This window comes from Streptomyces longispororuber (assembly GCF_014656095.1).
Lineage (GTDB): Bacteria > Actinomycetota > Actinomycetes > Streptomycetales > Streptomycetaceae > Streptomyces > Streptomyces longispororuber.
This window is the reverse complement of record NZ_BNBT01000002.1, coordinates 1-19595: the sequence shown is the minus strand read 5'-3', so window position 1 is coordinate 19595 and position 19595 is coordinate 1. Positions and strand designations below refer to the sequence as shown.

The following is a 19595-nucleotide window of genomic DNA, read 5'->3' as shown; positions in this document are numbered from 1 at the left end:
GCCCGGACGGGGCGCAGGGCGCGGCAGCGGCGGGGGACCGGGGCGAGCGGTCCGGCGGGGCGACCCGAGCGGGGCACGCCCCTCACTCCGGCTTGGCGCGGCTGCCCCGGGCGCTCAGGGAGCGGATCGGCCTGATCAGCCCCCGGTAGACGGGGCGTACCAGGCGCCCGGGAAGGTGCCGGTGCCGTTCCTCCAGCCAGACCCGCGCCCGGGGGTGTCCCGCGATGGGCGACCAGCGGTCGAAGTCCGGGGGCTTGGACGCGTGGAACGAGATGCCGCACAGGTGCTTCGTACTGACGAAGCCGTACTGGCCGGGGCTGACCAGCCGCACCGGAGCGCCGTGGCCGCCGTCCAGCGGCTGCCCGTCGAGCCGGTCGGCGAGGAGCACGTCCTCGGCCAGCGCGTCCTCCAGCCACGCGGTCGACCGGTAGCCGTCGAGCCCCTCGAACACGACATGGCTGATCCGCGCGCCCGGCCTGAGCAGCGGTTCGATCCGGGTGCGGTAGAAGGGCCCGAACGCGACCCCCTCCCACAGCAGGTTGGTGGCCGACCACCCGGCGACGCAGTGGAAGTCGGCCCGCAGCTCCCTGCGCGGCAGGTGGGCGAGGTCCGCCACGGACAGCGTGAGGGTCTCGGTCAGGGCCCCGCCGATCACGATCACCGGGTCGGCGGGGACCGGCGGGGGCGGGCGGTGGAGATGGGTGCCGAAGCGCGGGAACCCGTCGGCGGCACGTTGGCCCGGGGGAAGCGTCATGTCGGTCCTCCACGGGGCGGGTGTCGCACGGCGTCACCTCGGCGCGCCCCGGGCGCGGTGCCGGAGCCCGGTGTCCGGGCCGGGGCCCGGGGGCCGGGCGGCGGTGCGGCAGCGCACCCCTGATCCGTACAGTGCTGTATGGACAACGACAGTAGGCTGATCCATACAGTGCTGTACAGAAGGCGGAGAGGTGACCTGCGTCATGGCCACGGTGCGTACGCCGCGCGGCAGTTGGATCGCCGAGGGCCTGCGGGCGCTGCGCGACGGCGGGGTGGAAGCGGTACGGATCGAGCTGCTCGCCCAGGCGCTCGGCGTCACCCGAGGGGGCTTCTACTGGCACTTCTCCGGCCGTCAGGCCCTGTTGGAGGACATGCTCGACGCCTGGGAGCGGGACGTGACCACGGCGGTGATCGAGAAGGTCGAGGCGGGCGGCGGCGACGCGCGGACCAGGCTGCGGCGGCTGTTCTCCCTCGCCGCGTCCGGCGACGGCCTGCTCACGGACCTCCACACCGACTCCGCGGTACGCGACTGGGCGCGGCGCGACCCGGCGGTGGCGGAGCGGCTGCGGCGGGTCGACAACCGGCGGATGGACTATCTGCGCCGCCTGTTCGGCGGCTTCTGCGCCGACCCCGAGGAGGTCGAGGTCCGCTGCACGCTCTGCTTCACGGTGTGGATCGGCAACCGGCTGCTGACCGTCGACCACGGCGGCCGCAGCGCGGCCGAGGTCATGGAACTCATCCAGCAACGCCTGTTGCGCTGACGTCACGTGATGCGGCACGCGTCCCTGACCCCGGCCGTTCGCGCCCACGGGCTACGACAAGTCGGTTGCGGGAGGCCGGTGAGAACAGGCCGGGGAGAACAGGTTGGTTACGACAGGTCGGTCACGACAGGTCGGTGAGGAGGCCGTCGAGGGCCTTCTTGAGCGCCTCGGAGGTGGCGGTGTCGAACCACGTGGTGCGGATGCGTTCGTTGCTCCCGTTCGGGGTCTCGTGGTCGGCCGCGAGCTGGTGCAGGGAGCGGGACTCGTCCCCGAGGGAGCGGCCGACGCCCTGGAAGAGACCGCGGACGTAGCGTTCGGCCTCGCCGGGGTCGACGCCGTGCCCGGCGGCCCACGTCGTGAGCGTGGCGAGGTACGCGTAGTGGGCGGTCAGTGTCCCCGTCAGCGCCGAGAACACGTTGTACGCCGCCTCGTCCGCGACCGGGAGCACACCGCCCAACCGCGTGAAGAGGGCGTCCACTTCGGGGTGCGAGGGGTACACCACCGTGACGGAGCGGCGCTCGCGGACGGCCGGCAGGGGAATGGCCCGCACCAGCGGGGCCGCGGTGTCCAGGGTCCGGCGCAGCTCGTCGTTGCCGACCCCGGCCATGACGTTGACCACCGTCTTGTCGCCGCCCACCCGCAGACCGGACAGGGCCGCGTGCCGGTCCTGGCGGCGTACGGCGATGACGACCAGTTCGGAGCGGTCCACGACCTCTTGGTTGTCGGCGCACACCCGCACGTTCTTGTGGCGCCCGGCCAGTTCGGCGGCGGTGCGGGCGCCCCGGGGGGACAGGAACACCTCCGGCGACGGGCCGCTCCCGTCGCACAGGCCCGCCACCAGGGCCCGGCCGATCTCGCCCACTCCTATGATGCCGATGCGTTCCACTGCGTGTGCCTCCATGAGGTGGGGGGCCCGGGGGCGGGCCTCGGTGAGAGGTGAAGTCCCTTGGTGTGCCTCCATGATGACGTTGGTGGTGTGCGGACGGTGGCCCGCCCCCGGCGCGGAAATTGCGTCGACATCCGGCCCTTCGACGCGCTGTGATGATCCCGACCGCCCGCCGACCGCGGTGGGCCGATCCCGGGAGCGGTTTCTGTGACGACCCGAGCAACGGATGCGGCCGGGCCCGCGGAGGGCACGCGCACCGATCCCGCGGAGGGCACGCGCACCGACCCCGCGGAGGGAGTGCGACCCGAGCCCGCGGAGGACGTGCGCCCCGCCATCGACACCGCGCTGGTCAGGCGTCTGGTCGACACGCAGTTCCCGCAGTGGGCCGGTCTGCCTCTCGAACGGGTCGAGCCGGGCGGATCCGACCATGTGATCCACCGGCTCGGCACGGAGCTGTCCGTACGGCTGCCCCGCCACGCCGGGGCCAGGGCACAGGCGGAGAAGGAGGCCGTGTGGCTGCCGAGGCTCGCCCCGCGGCTGCCCCTGGCGGTGCCGGTCCCGATGGGCGTGGGGCAGCCCGACTTCGGCTACCCCTGGCCCTGGGCGGTGTCGCGCTGGCTGGACGGACAGGTCGCGACCGTCGAGGCGCTGGCCGACTCGCGTGCGGCCGCCGTCGCGCTGGCCGGGTTCCTGACCGCCCTGCGGCGGTGCACGCCCGAGGACGTGCCGGAGCGCCCCACGACCGGCGACCTGGCCATGCGACCGCTGGCCGACCGGGACCGGGCCACGCGGGCCGCCATCGCCGACGTCGACGGCGTGTTCGACGCCGTGGCGCTGACCGGCCTGTGGGACGCCGCGCTCGCCGCGCGGGAGGAGGACCGCGGGCCGGTGTGGGTCCACGGCGACTTCCACACCGGCAACCTCCTGACGGCCGACGGCCGCCTCAGCGCGGTCATCGACTTCGGCGAACTGGGCATCGGCGACCCGGCCCGCGACCTGATCATCGCCTACACCCTCCTGTCGGCCACCGGCCGTGCCGTCTTCCGCGAGGCCCTCGACGTGGACGACGCGACGTGGCTGCGGGGCCGCGGCTGGGCCCTGGCCACCGGGCTGAACGCCTACACCACGTACGCCGCCGCCAGCCCCCGCGTCGCCGCCCAGACGACCCGGCAGATCAACCAGGCCCTCATCGGCTAGGGCGCGGCGTCCTACGGCCGTCGGCGCGGGCGGAACGGCACGCGCCGCGGCCGATGAGTTCCCGCGTGAGCGGCAGTCGTAAGGGATGGTGGGGGCGCCGCGGCCGCGTGTACGGTCGGCGGCACCCGCCCAGGCCACCCATACGTCACCACACAGAGGAACCAGAATGCGCACCCTCATCAGCACCGCCTTCATCTCGCTCGACGGCGTCATGGAGGCCCCGGGCGGCGAACCCGGTTACCGCAACTCCGGGTGGACGTTCAAGGACGTCGAGTTCCTCCCCGAGGCGTACGAGATCAAGGGCCGCGAGCAGGAGGAGGCCACCGCCATGCTGCTTGGACGGGCCAGCTACGAGGCGTTCAGTGCCGTGTGGCCCGGCATGGAGGACTTCGCCCGCTACCGGACGATGCCGAAGTACGTCGTCTCCACCACCCTCGCGGAGGGCGACCTGGTGGACAACTGGGGCGAGACGACGATCCTGCGCTCGCTCGACGAGGTGGCCGCGCTGAAGGAGACCGAGGGCGGTCCGATCATCGTCCACGGCAGCGCGTCGCTGAACCGGTCCCTCTCCGACGCGGGCCTCATCGACCGCTACCACCTGCTCGTCTTCCCGCTCCTGCTCGGCGCGGGCAAGCGGCTCTTCAGCGCCACGGACAAGGACACGCAGAAGCTGCGGCTGGTCGAGCACGAGGCCTACGCCAACGGCCTGCAGAAGAACGTCTTCGACGTCGTCCGCTGAGGCTGCTGGGTCCGCTGAGTCCGCTGAGGCCGCTCAGTGCGCTGGGTCCGCTGAGTCCGCTCAGTGCGCTGAGTTCGCTGAGTGTGCTGACGAGAACCTCGTCCTCGGCCGGCCGGCCGACCGGCCGCGTCCCGCCCGTACGCGGTGCGCGGCCGGCCCGCCGGTCAGGCAGTGGTTCAGCCCTTGCCGCAGAACTCCGCCTCGAAGACGTCCTCGTACGGCTTGCCGTCCTCCAGCCAGTCGCCGTTGATGTGGAAGGTCAGCGTGTGCTTGCCGTCGGCGGTGGTCGCCGAGCTGGTCAGGGAGCCCCAGACGATGCCGTCGTGCCCGTAGACCTTCACCCCGCACGACAGGGTGCGGACGATCAGCCCGGCCCCGTACTCGAAGAACGTGCCGGTCTCCACCGTGTCCAGCAACTTCCGCTGCTGGGCGGGCGGCAGCAGCTCCCCCTTGATCAGGGCGCTGTAGTAGCGGTTGAGGTCGCCCGTGGTGCTGATGACCTCGCCGGTCGCGCCCGACCACGCCGGGTTGTACTCCGTGGCGTCGTGGACCTCGGGGCCGGGGTTCGCCGCGTACAGCTTGGAGTAGCCGACCGGGTGGGGCGCGGGCATCGTCGGGTCGGTGCCGGGGAACGTGGTCTCGCGCAGCTTCAGGCGCTTGATGATGCGCTGTCCGGCCTCGTGCGCGTAGGTGTTGCCCGTGACCTTCTCGATGATCATGCCTGCGAGCACGTAGTTGGTGTTGGAGTAGTTCCAGCCGGTGCCGGGCTCGAAGTCGGGCGCGTACTTCAGTGCCATGTCGACGATCTGCCGCGGGGTGCGGGTTTCGTAGCGGTGTGCCAGGAAGCCCGGGCCGTTCATGTACTCCCGCCACTCCGGCGTGGACACCATGTCGTGCACGCCGCTGGTGTGGTTGAGGAGTTGACGTACCGTCACCTTGGTGCCGTCGTAGCCGTTGCCGCGCAGGACGCCGGGCAGCCAGCGCTCCACGGAGTCGTCCAGGCGGAGCCTGCCCTCGGCCTCCAACTGCAGCAGGACCACGGCGACGAAGGACTTGGTGTTGCTGCCCGCGCGCAGGTGGTCCGCCGGGGTGCGCTTGCGCTTGGTCGCGGTGTCGGCGTAGCCCGTCGAGCCGAACCACTTGCCCCGTGCGTCCTTCACCTCGGCGGCCACCCCCGGCATCCCGGCCCGCTCCAGGGCGTCGAGGGCGCGCTGGGTGGCGCCGTGCCCGCCGGACGCCTCGGCCGCGGTGCCGGTACCGGCGGCACAGGTCAGTGCCACGGCCGCGCTGAGCGCGACGGCGGCGCCCTTCAGGACGTTCCGTCTCCGGTGCGGTGCGCGTATGGACATGCGTATCCCCCAAGCGGTCAACAATGATCATGTATCGGGGGCAGTGTAGGCACAGGAGCCGTCGACGGGGCGACCTGTCGGCGTCGTGAAAGGCCCTGCCGCCGTGGGGGCTTCAGTTCCGGTACGCGGCCGCCGCGAGCCGGACGAAGGAGCGGACCAAGGGACGCGTGTCGCCCGTGTTCCACGCCACCACCGCGCGGCTCGGCGGCATGTCGGTCAGCGGCACCACGGTCAGGCCCGCGGGAGGTTCGTGCCCCAGGAGCGTCATGCCGACCGTGCCGTTCCAGAGGACGGCCTGGCGGCACTCCTGCACGGACCGCACCACCGGGCCCTCGCGCGGCTCCCCGCCGTTCCAGTACGCCTGCCAGAGCCGGTCGGTGCCCTCCGGGAAGACGAACCAGGGGCGGCCGGCCAGGTCGGCCAGGGCCAGGGCACCGTGGCGGGCCGGCGGGTCGTCGGCCCGCAGCAGCGCGCCCACCGGGTCGGCCCGCAGCTCGTGGACGGTCAGCCCGGTCTCGTCGAACGGCCCGCGGGTCAGGGCGACATCGACACGTCCCGCGTGCAGCCCGCAGGTGGGGTCGGCCAGGTCGGTCTCGCGGACGCGGACCTCGACGCCCGGGTGCTGCCGCCGGTAGGCACCGGCCAGCCTGGTGACGACCGGGTCGGCGCTGTCGCCCAGCACGCCGACGGTCAGGAGCCGGGCGCCGCCCGCCGCGGCCACCCGGGCGCGCACGCGGTCGGCCCGGCCGAGCAGGGCCCGCGCCTCGGTGAGCAGCACCGCCCCGGCCGGGGTCAGCGCCACACCGGCGGACGACCGGACGAACAGCCCGGTGCCGAGGTCGGCCTCCAGCCGTCTGACGGCCCGGCTCAGCGGCGGCTGGCTCATGTGCAGCCGGGCCGCGGCCCGGCCGAAGTGGAGTTCCTCGGCGACCGCCACGAAGTAGCGCAGCGTGCGTAGCTCCATGGCGCGACGATACCCGTACGGTATCGGCGTGCCGGAACGGGTCTTGGACGGCCGCGGCACCAGGGCCGTGCAATGGGGGCATGACTGACACACCGCAGACGAGCGAGCCGCGGCCCGAGGGGCCCGGGACCGAGATGTCGCGTGCCGATCTACCGTGTGCCGATGGGCCGTCTGCCAATGGCCCGCGTGGCGATGGACCGTGTGCCGATGGGTCGGGTGTCGACGGGCAGCGTGTCGATGGACCGTGTGCCAATGGGCCGCGTGGCGATGGACCGTTTGTTAATGGGCCGCGTGGCGACGGGCCGCGTGCCGATGGACAGCCTGCCGACGGGCCGCAGGCCGGTGCGCCGGGGGCGTGCCCCGCCGTGTCGGTGGTCCGCCCGAGGGAGGGCGAGCGCATCGTCCTGGGCACCACGCGCATGCGCGTCCTGGAGGACGGCACCCGCACCGAACACCGCCTGGCCGTCACCGAGTCGGTCCTCGCCCCGCACACGCCGGGACCCCCGCAGCACCGCCACGCCCGGCACGACGAGGGCTTCTACGTCCTCTCCGGCACGGTGCGGTTCACGGTCGGCGAGGACGTCTGCGACGCGACGGCGGGCACGTTCGTGCTCGTCCCGCCGGGAGCTCCGCACACCTTCGCCAACACGACCGGCCAACCGGCCGTCCTGCTCAGCCTGTTCACCCCGGACCTGTACGTGCAGTACTTCCGCGACCTGCGCGACACGATCGCCGAGCGCCGCACCCCGTCCCCGCAGGGGCACCTGCGGACGATGAGCCGCTACGCCACCGAACCCGCCACCGGCTTGGCCGAGGGGGCGGGGCGCTGACGCCTCCGCCCGCGGTTCAGGACCGGGCGGGGCCGATGCCCGCGCAGCCCGGGTCGACGCTGATCAGGTGCTCCATCCAGCAGTCGGTCTGCTCGGTCGCCACCTCGGCTCCGCAGCCGCGGCACAGGAGGTTGGGCCCGCCGAGCCCGTCGGGCCCGCAACAGCCGCCGCGCCGTCCGAGCGCGGCGTGCGGGACCGTGCCCGGGGCGTCGTCGGGGTGGAGGATGAGGGCCAGTGTCACGGGGCTGACCGCGTAGGTGCCCTGCCGCAGCAGGGGCGTCCCCATGCGTTCGCCGGTGAACTCCGCGGAGGCCGGAGGCAGCGGAACCTCCCGGAGGTCACCGGTCAGCGACTCGCCGCAGTACACGCAGGTGATGACGGACACGGGGCCATTGTCACCCCGCACCCCGGGCGAACTCCACCCGCCCCGCCCACGCGCGACGCACGAAATCCCATACCCCTGCGCCCACTTGGCGGCAACGCGCTCCCGGCCACGCCACCCGCGCGGCTAACCTCGGCCTGTGGACTGGCACCAGGTACTCGCCTTCACCGCCGCGATCGTCCCCCTCGCGCTGATCCCCGGCACCAGCCTCACCCTGGTCACCCAGCGGGTCCTCGCCGGTTCCCGCGCGGACGGCGTGCGGGTCACCCTCGGGTCGGCGTGCGGGCTCCTGGTGCACGCGGCACTGGCCGCGGCGGGCCTGTCCGCCCTCGTCATGACGTCGGCCCGGGCGCTGACCGTGGTCAGGCTCCTCGGCGGCCTCTACCTCGTCTGGCTCGGCGTGACCACGTGGCGCGCGGCCGGGCGCGGCGCGGGCGCCGGCGTGGACACCACGGGCCGGGGACGATGGAGCCCGCCGTGGGCCCGGGCGGGCGGCTTCGGGCAGGGCCTCTGGTCCAACGTCCTCAACCCGAAGGCCGCGTCGGTCCACCTCACCCTCGTGCCGCAGTTCCTCACCGCGGGCCGCCCCCTCGCGCCGCAGATCGCGGTGCTTGCCTTCGTACAGGTGAGTGTCGTCCTCGCCTGGCTGCTGAGCTGGACGGTTGTGGTCGCCGCCGCGCGGGCGGTGTGCGACACGCCCCACTTCCGGTGCGGCGTGAGCAGGCTCGCGGGGGCGGTGCTGGTCGGCTTCGGGGTGCGTACGGTCGCGGCCAAGTGAGCCGTACGCGGGTTCCGTGAAAAGTTCCGCGGCGATGTCGAGAACCGCTGAGCTGCTCCGTCCCCGGGGTGAACGTGACCACAATGGGTCACCGGCACCGAGGAGAACACGATGAAGTACCTGCTGCTCAAGCACTACCGCGGCGCTCCGGCGGCGGTCAATGACGTGCCCATGGAACGGTGGACGCCCGAGGAGATCTCGGCCCACATGCGGTACATGCACGAGTTCGCCGCCCGGCTGGAGAAGACCGGCGAGTTCGTCGACGGCCAGGCGCTCGCTCCCGAGGGCACCTGGGTGCGGTACGACGGCGAGGGGCGGCCGCCGGTCACCGACGGCCCGTTCGCCGAGACCAAGGACCTCATCGCCGGGTGGAGACGGTTGCGCTTGGCGCCGCCCCAGGCGATGTTGGCGACCGTCTCCGGGATGACGAGCCGTCCGATGAGCGTGCCGTCGGGGTCGTAGCAGTGCACCCCGTCGTCCATCGCGGCCGCCCAGAGCCGCCCGCCGTCGTCGAAGCGGATGTTGTCGAAGCGGGCGTTCCCGCGGTCCCCGGCGTCGGCGAAGACCTCGCCGTCGTGAGCGTGCCGTCGTCCCGCACGCCGAACACGCGGATGTGGTTCGCGCCGGTGTCGGAGACGAAGAGCCGCCGCTCGTCGGCCGAGAACATGAGGCCGTTCGGCGCGGTCAGGCCGTCGGCGACCAGGCGTACCTCACCGGTGTCGGGGTCGACCCGGTAGACGTTGTTGGCGCCGATCTCGCTCTCCGCGCGGTGGCCCTCGTAGTCGCTGGTGATGCCGAAGTCGGGGTCGGAGAACCAGAGGGAACCGTCGGACTTCACCGCCGCGTCGTTCGGGCTGTTCAGCCGCTTGCCCTGCCAGCGGTCGGCCAGCACCGTGACCGTGCCGTCGTGCTCGGTGCGCGTCACCCGGCGGTTGCCCTGCTCGCAGGTGATCAACCGGCCCTGGCCGTCGAGGGTGTTGCCGTTGGTGTACCCGGCGGAGCGGCGGAAGACGCCGACGGCACCGGTCTCCTCGTCCCAGCGCAGCATGCGGTCGTTCGGGATGTCGCTCCAGATCACCTGCCGGAAGGCGGGAACGTAGACCGGCCCCTCGGCCCAGCGGCACCCGGTGTACAGCACCTCCACACCGGCGTCGCCGTTCATGCACCGCCCGGTACGGAACCGGTCGTCGAACATCTCGTAGAGCGCGGGGCGGTCACTGGTCATGGACTTCCTCCCACCGAGGTGCCGAATGCTCTTCGGCCAGAAGGGAAGAGTGCAGGATGAGCTATGGTCGACACAAGGACATTCCGAATGGAGAGCTGTGGATCACATAGACCGCTCCCTGCTGGCCCGACTGCAGCAGGACGCCACCCAGTCGTACGCCGCACTGGGGCAGGCCGTGGGCCTGTCCGCGGGGGCGGCCCACGAGCGGGTGCGCAAGCTGAGGGAGCGCGGCGTCATCCGGCGCACCACGGCCGAGGTGGACCCGGCGGCGCTGGGCAGCGGTGTCCTCGCCTACGTGATGGTCGAGTCGAGCGCCTGGATGGGGGAGTCCGCGGACGCCTTCGCCGCGCTCCCCGAGGTCCTGGAGGCGCACGTCATCGCCGGCAGCGCCTCGGTCCTGGTCAAGGTCAGGACCGCGACCACGGAGCAGCTCCAGGACGTGCTGCGCCGCCTCTACGCCATCGACGGCGTCAGCGGGACGCAGGCGACGGTCGTCCTGGAGACCTTCTTCGAGCGGCCGGTCGACCCGACGGCCGTGTGACCGTTCCCTAGTCCAGGGTGCGCGCCCGGGCCACCACCTCGGCCGGGGCCTTGGCCACCGACCCTGTGTCGAAGGGCGGCTGCGGGTCGTACTCGGTGTAGAGCTGGATCGCCTGGGCGGTCACCTCGTCGGTGAGCAGGGCGGCCAGTTGGATCGCCATGTCGATGCCGGAGGAGACCCCGGCCGAGGTGATCACCCGGCCCTGCCGGACCACCCGCTCGGCGGTGTAGACGGCACCGTACGACTCCAGGGAAGCCGCCGCGTTCCAGTGCGTCGTGGCCGTCAGGCCCTCCAGCAGGCCCGCCGCGCCGAGCACCAGGGAACCGGTGCAGACCGACGTGGTGAAGCGGGTCCCGGCGTGGATCCGGCGCACCCAGTCGAGGAAGCCGGGGTCGGCCGACATGGTCTTGAAGCTGCCGCCGCCGGGGATCAGCAGGACGTCGCAGCGCTCCACCTCGGAGTACCTGGTCGGCACGTGCACCGGCATCGACCCCAACACGTCCTCGATCAGACCGGGTTCGGCCGTGACGAACCGTACGGAGGCCCCGGGCACGTACGCGAGGATCTCGTACGGCCCGATCGCGTCGAGCGGCTCGAAGCGGTCGAAGAGCGGGATCACTATGTCCATGCGCCGCAGCATAGCCAGCACCCTCCCGGTGCCCGCCGGGTGGCCAGGTCCCGCTTGCTGCCATCCGGACGGTAAGTCCCGGTCGGTGCCCTCCGGATGGCCGAGTCCCGGACGGTCCTTCGCGGGTGGTCGCGTACGGGCGGCCCCTCTCCACGGAGCCCCCGCCGGCCCGCCCCGGCGTAAGCGGAGCGAAGCGGCGGCATTCCGGTGACGCAAAGGCGACGCGAAAGGGGGCCGACATTCCGCCCCCCCACGCCGGTGGGAATCAGCCATCATCGCGGCCGTGGGAACCGATCAATGGGCAAGCGGCGTACAGCAGTTGACGGTGTTGCTCTGACGCGGGGCGGTGTGCTGCTCACCGGCCGCGTCCTCCTCCGCTGCGGCCCAGGTGTCACATGTGCCCCTCCCGTCACACCAGGCTCAGAGGGTCAGCCGGAACTCATTCTTCCCCTTGTCGTGGTGTCCGGTGGGCGCTCCCTCCCCTCCTGCACCACGCTTTTCGGCCAGTGGCCCGTGCACCTTGTAGCACGCTCGGCGGCCTGGCTACGATCCCGCTCTCGTTTCGCTTTCTGCACATCTCTGCACAGGTCATTCACAGTTGTGAGGGGGGTTGCGTGGAGCCGTACGCGCAGGCGGACACACCGGACCGCCGCGGCGACTTACCGCCATCCCACCCGTCCCAGGACCGCTCCGCCGCACGCCTGGACCCCACGTCGCGGGATGCCGCGACCTCCCAGGACAGCGCCACCCCGCAGGACCGCACGACTTCCCAGGACCACGCCCGCGACCTCCAGGACCGCGCCCCCCAGGGTCATGCCCGCGACCTCCAGGACCGCGCCCCCCAGGGCCACGCCCTCCGGCAGGACCGCACGACCCAGCAGGCCCACGCCCCTCAGCAGGACCGCGACCACCAGAACCGCGCCCCCGAGGACCACGCCACCCCGCACCACCGCACCACCTCCGCCCGCGACTTCCGCCTCTTCTGGTGGGCCAACGCCGCCGACGCGCTCGGCACTCAGGCCTCCGGCGTCGTCCTGCCGCTGCTGCTGCTCTCGCTCGGCCACTCCGCCCAGACCGCCGGGCTCGTGGCCGGCCTGTCCCTGGGCGCCGGGATCCTGTTCGGCCCGCTCGCCGCGGTCCCCGCCGACCGCGGCGCGCGCAAGGCGATCATGTTCTGGTCCGCCGTGGTCTCCGCCCTCGCCCTGGGCTCCGTCGCCCTGGCCCTCGCCCTCGGGCACCTCACGCTCGCGCACCTCCTCGGGGCCGTCCTGGTCGAACGGTTCGCCACCGCCTGCCACGAGGCGGCCTCGCGCGGCACCGTCGCGCTGGTCTGCCCGCCCGACGAGCAGCCCCGCGCCGTCGCCCGGCTCGGCGCGGCCGACCAGGGCGCGCTGATCCTCGGCCCGGCCCTCGGCGGCGCCGCCTACCAGGTCTCCCGCGCGCTGCCCTTCCTCGCCGACGCCGTCTCGTACGCCGTCGCCGCCTGCTGCGTCCGCGCGATGCGCACGGACCTGAAGGCCCCGGACGCCGTGCCCCCCGGCGGCGGCCTGCTGCGCGAGGCCGCGGCCGGGCTGCGCCTGGTGCGGCGGCAGCCGCTGCTCCGCCTCGTCCTGGTGTGGATCACCCTCGTCAACGGCGCCGCCGTCGCGCTGTACTACGCCGCCGTGTTCGCGCTGGAGCGCTCCGGCGCGGGCGCCCTGCCGCTGGGCGCCGTCCTCGCGGTCTCCGGCGCCGCGGGACTCGCCGGTTCGCTGGCCGCGCCCCGCGCCGCCGAGCGCGTCGGCGCCGCCCGGCTCCTCACCGCCGTCACCTGGCTCCTCGTCCCGCTCACCGCGGCCCTCGCCACCGCCGCCGGGCCGTGGGCGTACGGGGCGCTGCTCGGCGCCGTGTGCCTCCTCGTCCCGCTGCCCGCGGTGGTCCTGCAGGCCCGCGTCCTGCTGGTCACCGAACCCGCCCTGCAGGCCCGGGTGGGCGCGGTGCTCGCCACGGCCTCCGGCGGGGCCGCCGCCCTCGCCCCGGTGTTCGCCGGGCTGCTCGCGGACCAGGTGGGCACCGCCGCGCCCGCCGTCGGCTGCGCCGCCCTGCTCGCCCTGCTCGCCGCGCACACCACCCGGCGCGCCCACCTCGCGGAGGCCGCCGCGTGAGCCGCTTCCAGGTCTACCGGGCCGCGCTGCCCGAGGTGTGCGCCGCCGACCCGCGCCGGATGGTCTTCACCGCCGACGCCGACGGCCGCTGCGAGGTCTTCACCTGGGACGCCGCCGCCCGCCGCGCCCGCCAGGTCACCGACCGCCCCGGCGGCACCCTGCACGGCGCCATCGACCGCGACGCCCAGGTGTGGTGGTTCGCCGAGGACGCCCGCGGCGTGGGCCACTGGCGGTTCCAGCCCTTCGACGGCGGGCCCGACCGGCCCGGGCTCACCGGCGTCCCGGACGGCACCGCCCGCGGCCTCGCCGTCACCGGCCCGGCCGCCACCGGGACGACCGTCACCGGGACGACCGCCACCGGCCCGGCCCCCACCGGTGCCGCCGTCACCGGCCCGGCCGCCACCGGGACGACCGTCACCGCGGGAGCCCTCACCGCGGGAGCCCTCACCGCGCGAGCCGCCACCGCGCGAGCCGCCACCGCGGGCGCCGACACCGGCACGGCCGCGCTCACGCTCGGCATCGGCCTCGACGACAGCACCACGGTCCGCCTCGGGCCCCGCGGCGGCCCCGGCCGCGAGGTGACGCGCGTCGACGGCCCCGCCGCCCTCGCCGGACTCGCCCCCGGCGGCGACCTGCTCGCCCTCACCCGCGCCGCCGACTCGCCCCGCGCCGTCACGGTCCTCACCCCCGACGGCACCGAGGCCGCCGTGCTGCCCGGCGACGGCCCGCACGGCAGGCTCTGGGCACTCGGCTTCGCCCCCGCGCCCGGGCGCGCCACCGCCACGCTGCTCCTCGTCCGCGAGCGCGACGACCACTACTCCCTCGCCACCTGGACACCCGAGACCGGCACCCGCGCCCACGACTGGTGCGCCTTCGACACCCAGATCACCGCCCGCTGGTACCCCGACGGCCGCTCCGTCCTCGTCCGCCAGGACCGCCACGGCCGCTCCCTGCTGCACCGCGCCCACCTGGACAGCCGGACCCGCACCCCCGTCCCCGCCCCGCCCGGCACGCTCCTCGACGCCGCCCCGCACCCCGGCGGCGACCTGCACACCCTCTGGACCGACAGCACGCACCCGCCCCGCATGGCCTCCACCGCCGGTACGCCGCTGCCCCCGCTCGGCACCGTCGCGGGCCGCGTCCCCGGCACCCTGCGCGACATCCGCACCCCCGGCCCCGACGGCCCGGTGCACACCCTGCTCAGCCTCCCCGAGGGCGGCCCCGGACCGCACCCCGCCGTCTTCCTCGTGCACGGCGGCCCCGCCGACCACGACCGCGACGCCTACGACGGCACCGTGCACTCCCTGGTCGCCTCCGGCTTCGCCGTCGCCCGGGTCAACTACCGCGGCTCCACCGGCTACGGCCCCCGCTGGCAGCGCGCCTTCCGCGCCGGCGTCGGCCACACCCAGGTCGCCGACCTCGCCGCCGTACGCGCCGACCTCGCCGCCCGCGGCCTGATCCGCCCCGAAGCGACCGGCCTGTGGGGCACCTCCTGGGGCGGCTACCTCGTCCTGCTCGCCCTGGGCACCCGCCCCGGCCTGTGGCGCGCGGGCGTCGCCGTGAAACCGGTCGCCGACTACGCCGCGGCCCACGCCGCCGCCACCCCGGCCCTGCGCGCCCTCGACGAGCGGCTGTTCGGCGGCACCCCCGACCAGGTCCCCGCCCGCTACGCGCACAGCTCCCCGATCCACTACGCCGACCGCGTACGCGACCCGCTCCTCGTCGTCGCCGCCACCCACGACACCAAGTGCCCGGCCGCACAGGTCCGTTCCTACCTCGCCGCCCTCGCCGCCACCGGCGCCCGCCACGAGTCCCTGTGGCTCGACTCCGGGCACGACGGCTACGACGGCGGCGACCACGTGGCCGTGCTGCGCCGCGCCGTGCTCTTCCTCGACCGGGAGCTGCGCGCCACCGACCGTACCGACCGCACCACCGGCACCGCCCCACCCAGACGCCCCCGTCCGCCCGGAGGGGGGTCAGCGCACCGCACCGTTCACCACTGAGGAAGGAGAGAGCCATGCAGAAGGACGTCATCCACAACGACCCGCTCGCGGAGGACGAGACGAACCGGAAGCCGAGCGTCGGCATCACGGTCACCGTCCCGTTCCGCAACGCCGAGGACGGCGACGAGAGCGCCGAGGACTGATCCCGAACCGGCCGGTCCCCGGGCACGCCCCGGGGGCCGGCCGGCCCCACCCCGGCCCCATCACCGGAGGAGCGCCATGCGCGTACTGCTGGTCAACATGCCCTGGTCGCCCATCGACCTGCCGTCCCTGGCCCTCGGCATCCTCAAACGGAGCGTGGACGAGCGCGTCCCCGGCGCGAGCGCCGAGGTGCTGCACGCCAACCTCGCCTTCACCGACTGGATCACCGAGCGCACCGAGTTCACCGCCGACGACTACGAGTACTACGCGCTCTCCTCGTACTTCATGGGCTGCGGCGACTGGGTCTTCTCCTCCGCCCTCTACCGCGACCCGAACTGGCGGGACGAGGAGTTCACCACCACGATGACGGGCAAGCTCAAGCCCGCCCGGATGGAGATGACCCGCGCACTCCACCGGATCGTGCCCGAGTTCGTCGAGACGATCGCCCGGCAGATCGTGGCGAAGGAGCCCGACGTCGTCGGCTTCACCTCCACCTTCCAGCAGAACACCGCCGCCCTCGCCGCCGCCCGCCGGGTCAAGGACATCGCCCCGCACGTGGTCACCGTCCTGGGCGGCGCCAACTGCGACGGCGAACAGGGCGCGGCCGTGCACCGCAACTTCTCCTTCGTCGACTATGTCGTCCGCGGCGAGGGCGAGGGCGCCTTCCCCCAGCTCCTCACCGCGCTCGCCGAGAAGGCCCCGGTCGACGCCGTGCCCGGCCTGTGCCACCGCGACCCGGCCAGGAACAGCGTCGCCAACCCCATGGCCACCCGGCCGCTGCCGCCCGCCGCGATCCTGGCCCCCGACTACAGCGGCTACTTCGAGCGCCTGGCCGCCTCCGTGGCCCGCAACTGGGTGGAGCCCAAACTCGTGGTCGAGGGCGCCCGCGGCTGCTGGTGGGGCGAGAAGCACCACTGCACCTTCTGCGGACTCAACGGCTCGTTCATGGAGTTCCGCTCCAAGAGCCCGGACACCTTCTACGACGAGATCATGGAGCTGGCCCGCCGCCACCGGGTGCTCGACATGTACGTCGTCGACAACATCCTCGACATGCGCTACCTGTCGACCGTCCTGCCCCGCATCATCGACAGCGGCTACGACCTGCGCCTGCACATCGAGATCAAGGCCAACATGAAGCGCGGCCAGCTCCGCACCCTCGCCGACGCCGGCCTCATCTACGTCCAGCCGGGCATCGAGAGCCTCAACAGCCGCGTCCTCGACCTGATGGACAAGGGCGTCAGCGGCTGCCAGAACGTCCGCATGCTCCGCGACGGCGCCGAGACCGGCCTCTCCGTCGCCTGGAACTACCTGCACGGCTTCCCCGGCGAGAGCGCCGAGGACTACGACCCGGTCATCGCGCAGATCCCCGCGCTTGAACACCTCGACCCACCGGTCGACCTCTCCGCCCGCATCGCCATCGAGCGCTTCAGCCCCTACTTCGAACGCCCCGAGCTCGGCTTCACCAAGCTGCGCCCCGAGGCCCACTACCGCTTCACCTACGACCTGCCCGAGAAAGAGCTGTACGACATGGCGTACGTCTTCGAGGCCCCGGCCCGCGGCATCGGCGAGCCCACCGTCGGCGCCCTCAACGCCGCCCTCGCCGACTGGAAGAAGCACCACACCGACGCCCGCCTCACCCACGACGACCACGGCGACCGCATCGTCCTGGTCAGCCGCCGGCGCGCCTTCGGCTGGCGCGCCATGGAGCTGACCGACCCCGTCGAACTGGCCCTGTTCCGCCTCCTCGACCAGCCGCACACCGCCCAGGCCCTCACCCGCAAGGCCGCATCGCGCCTCCCCGGTGCCGCCCCCGACGAGACCCGCGTACGGCGCCTCCTCGACGACTGGCTCGCCCTCGGCATCGTGTTCACCGACGCCGGACAGTACGTCCACATCGCCCCGGCCGCGGTCAACGAGGACCTCCTCCGCCTGGACTTCATGCGCCACGTCCACGCCGAGGACGGCACCGCCCCCGCCCGGGCCGTCCCCGCGCCCGACGACGGCGCCGCCGTACCCGAACCGGCCTGACCCCCGACCCCGCCCGCCCCGCCGGACGCGCCCGACCAGAGGAGCCCGATGCCCGCCACCCTCACCTCGCCCACGGTCCTGGCCTGGCGCGACTACGACCCCGCCGCGTGCGCGCTGCCCGGCATGTTCCTGGGCGAACTGCCGCTGCCCGGGCCCGCCCGCGGCGAGGCCGCGCGCCTGTGGGAGCTCGGCGCCCGCCGCGTGCGCCTGCCCGAGCCCGTGGACCTGACCGCCACCGCCGACCCGGTGCCCGCCCTGCGCGCCCTCGGCCTCGTCCGCGACCTGACCGCGCGCGCCGTCATGGTGGAGTGGACCCTCAGGCTCGCCCCGGACGCGGGGGAGACCTGGCGGGTGCTCAGCCACCTCCAGCCGCCCACCGCCCTGGAGGGCCCCGAGGACGCCGCGGAGTCGCTGCGCGCCTGGCGCCACGGCCACTACCTCTGCAAGTGCCTGTGGCGCAAAGGGCCCGGCTTCCTCCAGATCCGCGACCGCCGCTGGGGGGAACTGCGCCGCTTCACCGCTGACGAACCCGAGTACGCCACCGCCATCGACCGCCTGGACCACGGCGCCGCCGCCGACTCCGTCCCCGCGGCCGCCCTCGACGACTTCCGTACCGAGCAACTCGTCCTGGACGTCGGGGAGTACGCCTGGTGGGTGCCGTACCGCGTCAGCCGCTGGCTCCAGCAGTCGATCGCGATCTGAAACGCGTCCCGGCCGGGCCGCCGCGCCCGGCCGCCGCCGGGCGGCCGTCAACCGCGGTACGGCCGACGGGGCCGTCGACGGGACGCCGCTTTCCACGACGGGTCCGCGGCATCCATACTGGTCGGGCCCCTGACCACTCACAGAACGACTCCATGACCAAGAACAGCACCTCCTCGGCCACCGTCCCCGACACCGTGTGGCTGGGGCGCGGGCGCCACCTCGGGCCCGAGCCCGAGCAGGACGTCCGGCGCAACCTGATCGCCCTCAAGGCGGCCGGGGTGCTCGACGACTTCCTGGAACTCGAACCCGCCGAGGCGGCCCGCTCCACCGTCCTGCACCCGCGGGACGAGGCCGCCGACCCCGGCCCCGCGGCCCGCAGGCTCTTCGAGGCCCGCTGGCGCGTGGCCGACGACGTCACGGTGCGCGCCCAGCTCACCACGTACGACCCCGAGTCGCGCCGCAAGGACGGCGACGGCGTCACCTGGGTCCTCGCCGCCGAGGCGGCGCTGCCGTGGGACGTCGAGTGGCCCTCGCCCGCCACCATGTTCTGGCCCGACAGCGACCGGGTCCCCTGGGACCACGACACGGTGCCGGACCTGCGGCTGCGGGCGACGAACCACCTGCCCAAGGACGACGACGAGCTGCGCCACCGGCTGCGGGACTGCACCCGGCAGAGCTGGTTCGTCCACGTCGTGGTGCACGAGGCCATGACGCCCGACGCCAAGGGCGAACAGCCGGTCCTGACCGCCCTGCCGCCGAGCCTGCGCCACCAGGTGGTCGAGCACCGAGCCACGCCCGAGCAGGCGCAGATCGCCGACTTCGCGATGAAGCGGGAGCTGGACGTGCGGATGCCGCGCGGCGGCGCCGTCATCCTGCCCCCGGCGCCGCAGGGACCGGACTACGACGCCGAGCGCTTCACCGTGCGCAGCGTCTTCCTCGACGGCTCCGAGCAGACCGAACTCCTCGACCGCGTCAGGGAGTTCGCCACGCTGCCGCGCCCGCTGCCGGCCGACGCCGAGCAGGCCCTGACCCGGCTGCGCCAGGGCTGGCACCTGCTCACCCCGGACGAGGAGCTGGACCACGCCCAGCGGATGGTCACCAAGTACGCCGAGGCACTGGAGGCCATGACGACCTCCCGCGACCTGTACCGGGAGGCCGCCGAGGCCGCGCAGGCCGCGCTGGCCGAGGCGACCGGCGGCGACGGCGTGCTCCGGCCGCCCGCGGCCGGCAAGGCCGACGGCTCGCTGCGGACCGCCTTCACCAAGGCGTTCAGCCGCTTCCGCGACCCGAAGTAGGGCGCGCCGCGCGGCTCTCGCACGGCCGCACGGGAAGGCGCCCACCGGCGCGGGGAGACGCGGGAGGCCCGCCCCGACGGAGTGTCGGGGCGGGCCTCTGGCACATCATGTCCGCTGCCGGGACGCGGCGGCTCAGGCGGCGGCGGAGCCACCGCGGCGCCGGCGCTTGGGCCCGCCCGCGGCATCCGCAAGGCCACGCACGCCCACGGGGCGGGCGAATCCGGCCTCGGCAAGCTGATCGAGCTGCAC

The 19595-nt window shown here is 73.9% G+C and carries 19 protein-coding genes and 2 pseudogenes; 14 read left to right on the top strand and 7 right to left on the bottom strand.

Features of this window, described 5'->3' with window-relative positions; all coding sequences use genetic code 11:
• Positions 1 to 82 precede the first annotated feature (82 nt).
• Positions 83 to 754 (bottom strand): molybdopterin-dependent oxidoreductase, encoded by a 672-nt coding sequence (locus tag IE330_RS00750; RefSeq protein WP_190133812.1) that lies wholly within the window; start codon positions 752 to 754, stop codon positions 83 to 85.
• Between the two features lie 202 nt (positions 755 to 956).
• Between IE330_RS00750 and IE330_RS00745 the strand changes: the two genes are divergently transcribed.
• A complete protein-coding gene (locus tag IE330_RS00745; RefSeq protein WP_190133811.1) occupies positions 957 to 1514 on the top strand; it encodes a TetR/AcrR family transcriptional regulator in 558 nt (185 codons plus the stop codon).
• A 121-nt stretch (positions 1515 to 1635) separates the two neighbouring features.
• Here the strand turns inward: IE330_RS00745 and IE330_RS00740 are convergent, their stop codons facing one another.
• Positions 1636 to 2400, bottom strand: coding sequence for an NAD(P)-binding domain-containing protein (locus tag IE330_RS00740; RefSeq protein ID WP_229925242.1), 765 nt, complete (start codon positions 2398 to 2400; stop codon positions 1636 to 1638).
• Positions 2401 to 2697: 297 nt separating this feature from the next.
• On the opposite strand from IE330_RS00740, the gene IE330_RS00735 reads away from it, so the two are divergent.
• Both IE330_RS00735 and IE330_RS00730 read left to right on the top strand, forming a co-directional pair.
• The gene (locus IE330_RS00735; protein ID WP_190133914.1) at positions 2698 to 3597 is read left to right on the top strand and encodes an aminoglycoside phosphotransferase family protein; all 900 of its coding nucleotides are present in this window, start codon (positions 2698 to 2700) and stop codon (positions 3595 to 3597) included.
• Positions 3598 to 3763: 166 nt separating this feature from the next.
• Positions 3764 to 4336, top strand: coding sequence for a dihydrofolate reductase family protein (locus tag IE330_RS00730; protein ID WP_190133809.1), 573 nt, complete (start codon positions 3764 to 3766; stop codon positions 4334 to 4336).
• 176 nt (positions 4337 to 4512) lie between these two features.
• Here the strand turns inward: IE330_RS00730 and IE330_RS00725 are convergent, their stop codons facing one another.
• Both IE330_RS00725 and IE330_RS00720 read right to left on the bottom strand, forming a co-directional pair.
• Positions 4513 to 5685, bottom strand: coding sequence for a serine hydrolase domain-containing protein (locus tag IE330_RS00725; protein WP_190133808.1), 1173 nt, complete (start codon positions 5683 to 5685; stop codon positions 4513 to 4515).
• Between the two features lie 112 nt (positions 5686 to 5797).
• Positions 5798 to 6649 carry a LysR family transcriptional regulator gene (locus tag IE330_RS00720; RefSeq protein WP_190133807.1) on the bottom strand — a complete coding sequence of 284 codons (852 nt, stop codon included), beginning with the start codon at positions 6647 to 6649 and terminating at the stop codon, positions 5798 to 5800.
• A gap of 365 nt (positions 6650 to 7014) precedes the next feature.
• Between IE330_RS00720 and IE330_RS00715 the strand changes: the two genes are divergently transcribed.
• Positions 7015 to 7479: a cupin domain-containing protein gene (locus IE330_RS00715; RefSeq protein ID WP_229925241.1), complete on the top strand. Its 465-nt coding sequence runs from the start codon at positions 7015 to 7017 to the stop codon at positions 7477 to 7479.
• A gap of 16 nt (positions 7480 to 7495) precedes the next feature.
• On the opposite strand, the gene IE330_RS00710 is transcribed toward IE330_RS00715, so the two are convergent.
• On the bottom strand, positions 7496 to 7864 hold the full coding sequence (locus IE330_RS00710; RefSeq protein ID WP_190133806.1) for a hypothetical protein: 369 nt from the start codon (positions 7862 to 7864) through the stop codon (positions 7496 to 7498).
• Positions 7865 to 8000: 136 nt separating this feature from the next.
• On the opposite strand from IE330_RS00710, the gene IE330_RS00705 reads away from it, so the two are divergent.
• Entirely contained in the window at positions 8001 to 8639 is a 639-nt protein-coding gene (locus tag IE330_RS00705) for a LysE family translocator (protein ID WP_190133805.1), read from the top strand.
• Between the two features lie 111 nt (positions 8640 to 8750).
• On the top strand, positions 8751 to 9101 hold the full coding sequence (locus IE330_RS00700; protein WP_229925256.1) for a YciI family protein: 351 nt from the start codon (positions 8751 to 8753) through the stop codon (positions 9099 to 9101).
• On the opposite strand, the pseudogene IE330_RS00695 reads toward IE330_RS00700, so the two are convergent.
• Positions 9071 to 9801 (bottom strand): annotated as a pseudogene (locus tag IE330_RS00695) (SMP-30/gluconolactonase/LRE family protein); the annotation flags it as partial. The gene IE330_RS00700 and the pseudogene IE330_RS00695 overlap by 31 nt on opposite strands.
• Before the next feature lie 160 nt (positions 9802 to 9961).
• Here IE330_RS00695 and IE330_RS00690 point away from each other — a divergent pair.
• A complete protein-coding gene (locus tag IE330_RS00690) occupies positions 9962 to 10405 on the top strand; it encodes an Lrp/AsnC family transcriptional regulator (RefSeq protein WP_190133804.1) in 444 nt (147 codons plus the stop codon).
• Positions 10406 to 10412: 7 nt separating this feature from the next.
• Here the strand turns inward: IE330_RS00690 and IE330_RS00685 are convergent, their stop codons facing one another.
• On the bottom strand, positions 10413 to 11033 hold the full coding sequence (locus IE330_RS00685) for a DJ-1/PfpI family protein (protein WP_190133803.1): 621 nt from the start codon (positions 11031 to 11033) through the stop codon (positions 10413 to 10415).
• Between the two features lie 614 nt (positions 11034 to 11647).
• Here IE330_RS00685 and IE330_RS00680 point away from each other — a divergent pair.
• From IE330_RS00680 to IE330_RS00655, 7 genes and pseudogenes are all read left to right on the top strand, one after another.
• Entirely contained in the window at positions 11648 to 13177 is a 1530-nt protein-coding gene (locus tag IE330_RS00680; protein ID WP_229925240.1) for an MFS transporter, read from the top strand.
• Positions 13178 to 13236: 59 nt separating this feature from the next.
• The gene (locus IE330_RS00675) at positions 13237 to 15180 is read left to right on the top strand and encodes a S9 family peptidase (RefSeq protein ID WP_190133912.1); all 1944 of its coding nucleotides are present in this window, start codon (positions 13237 to 13239) and stop codon (positions 15178 to 15180) included.
• A 14-nt stretch (positions 15181 to 15194) separates the two neighbouring features.
• Positions 15195 to 15323: a hypothetical protein gene (locus tag IE330_RS39585; RefSeq protein ID WP_268257251.1), complete on the top strand. Its 129-nt coding sequence runs from the start codon at positions 15195 to 15197 to the stop codon at positions 15321 to 15323.
• Between the two features lie 76 nt (positions 15324 to 15399).
• The gene (locus IE330_RS00670; RefSeq protein WP_190133802.1) at positions 15400 to 17349 is read left to right on the top strand and encodes a RiPP maturation radical SAM C-methyltransferase; all 1950 of its coding nucleotides are present in this window, start codon (positions 15400 to 15402) and stop codon (positions 17347 to 17349) included.
• A 48-nt stretch (positions 17350 to 17397) separates the two neighbouring features.
• On the top strand, positions 17398 to 18051 hold the full coding sequence (locus IE330_RS00665; protein ID WP_190133801.1) for a DUF5825 family protein: 654 nt from the start codon (positions 17398 to 17400) through the stop codon (positions 18049 to 18051).
• Between the two features lie 152 nt (positions 18052 to 18203).
• Positions 18204 to 19346, top strand: a complete 1143-nt coding sequence (locus IE330_RS00660) for a hypothetical protein (protein WP_190133800.1) — start codon at positions 18204 to 18206, stop codon at positions 19344 to 19346.
• Positions 19347 to 19460: 114 nt separating this feature from the next.
• Positions 19461 to 19595, top strand: a pseudogene (locus tag IE330_RS00655) (MFS transporter); the annotation flags it as partial.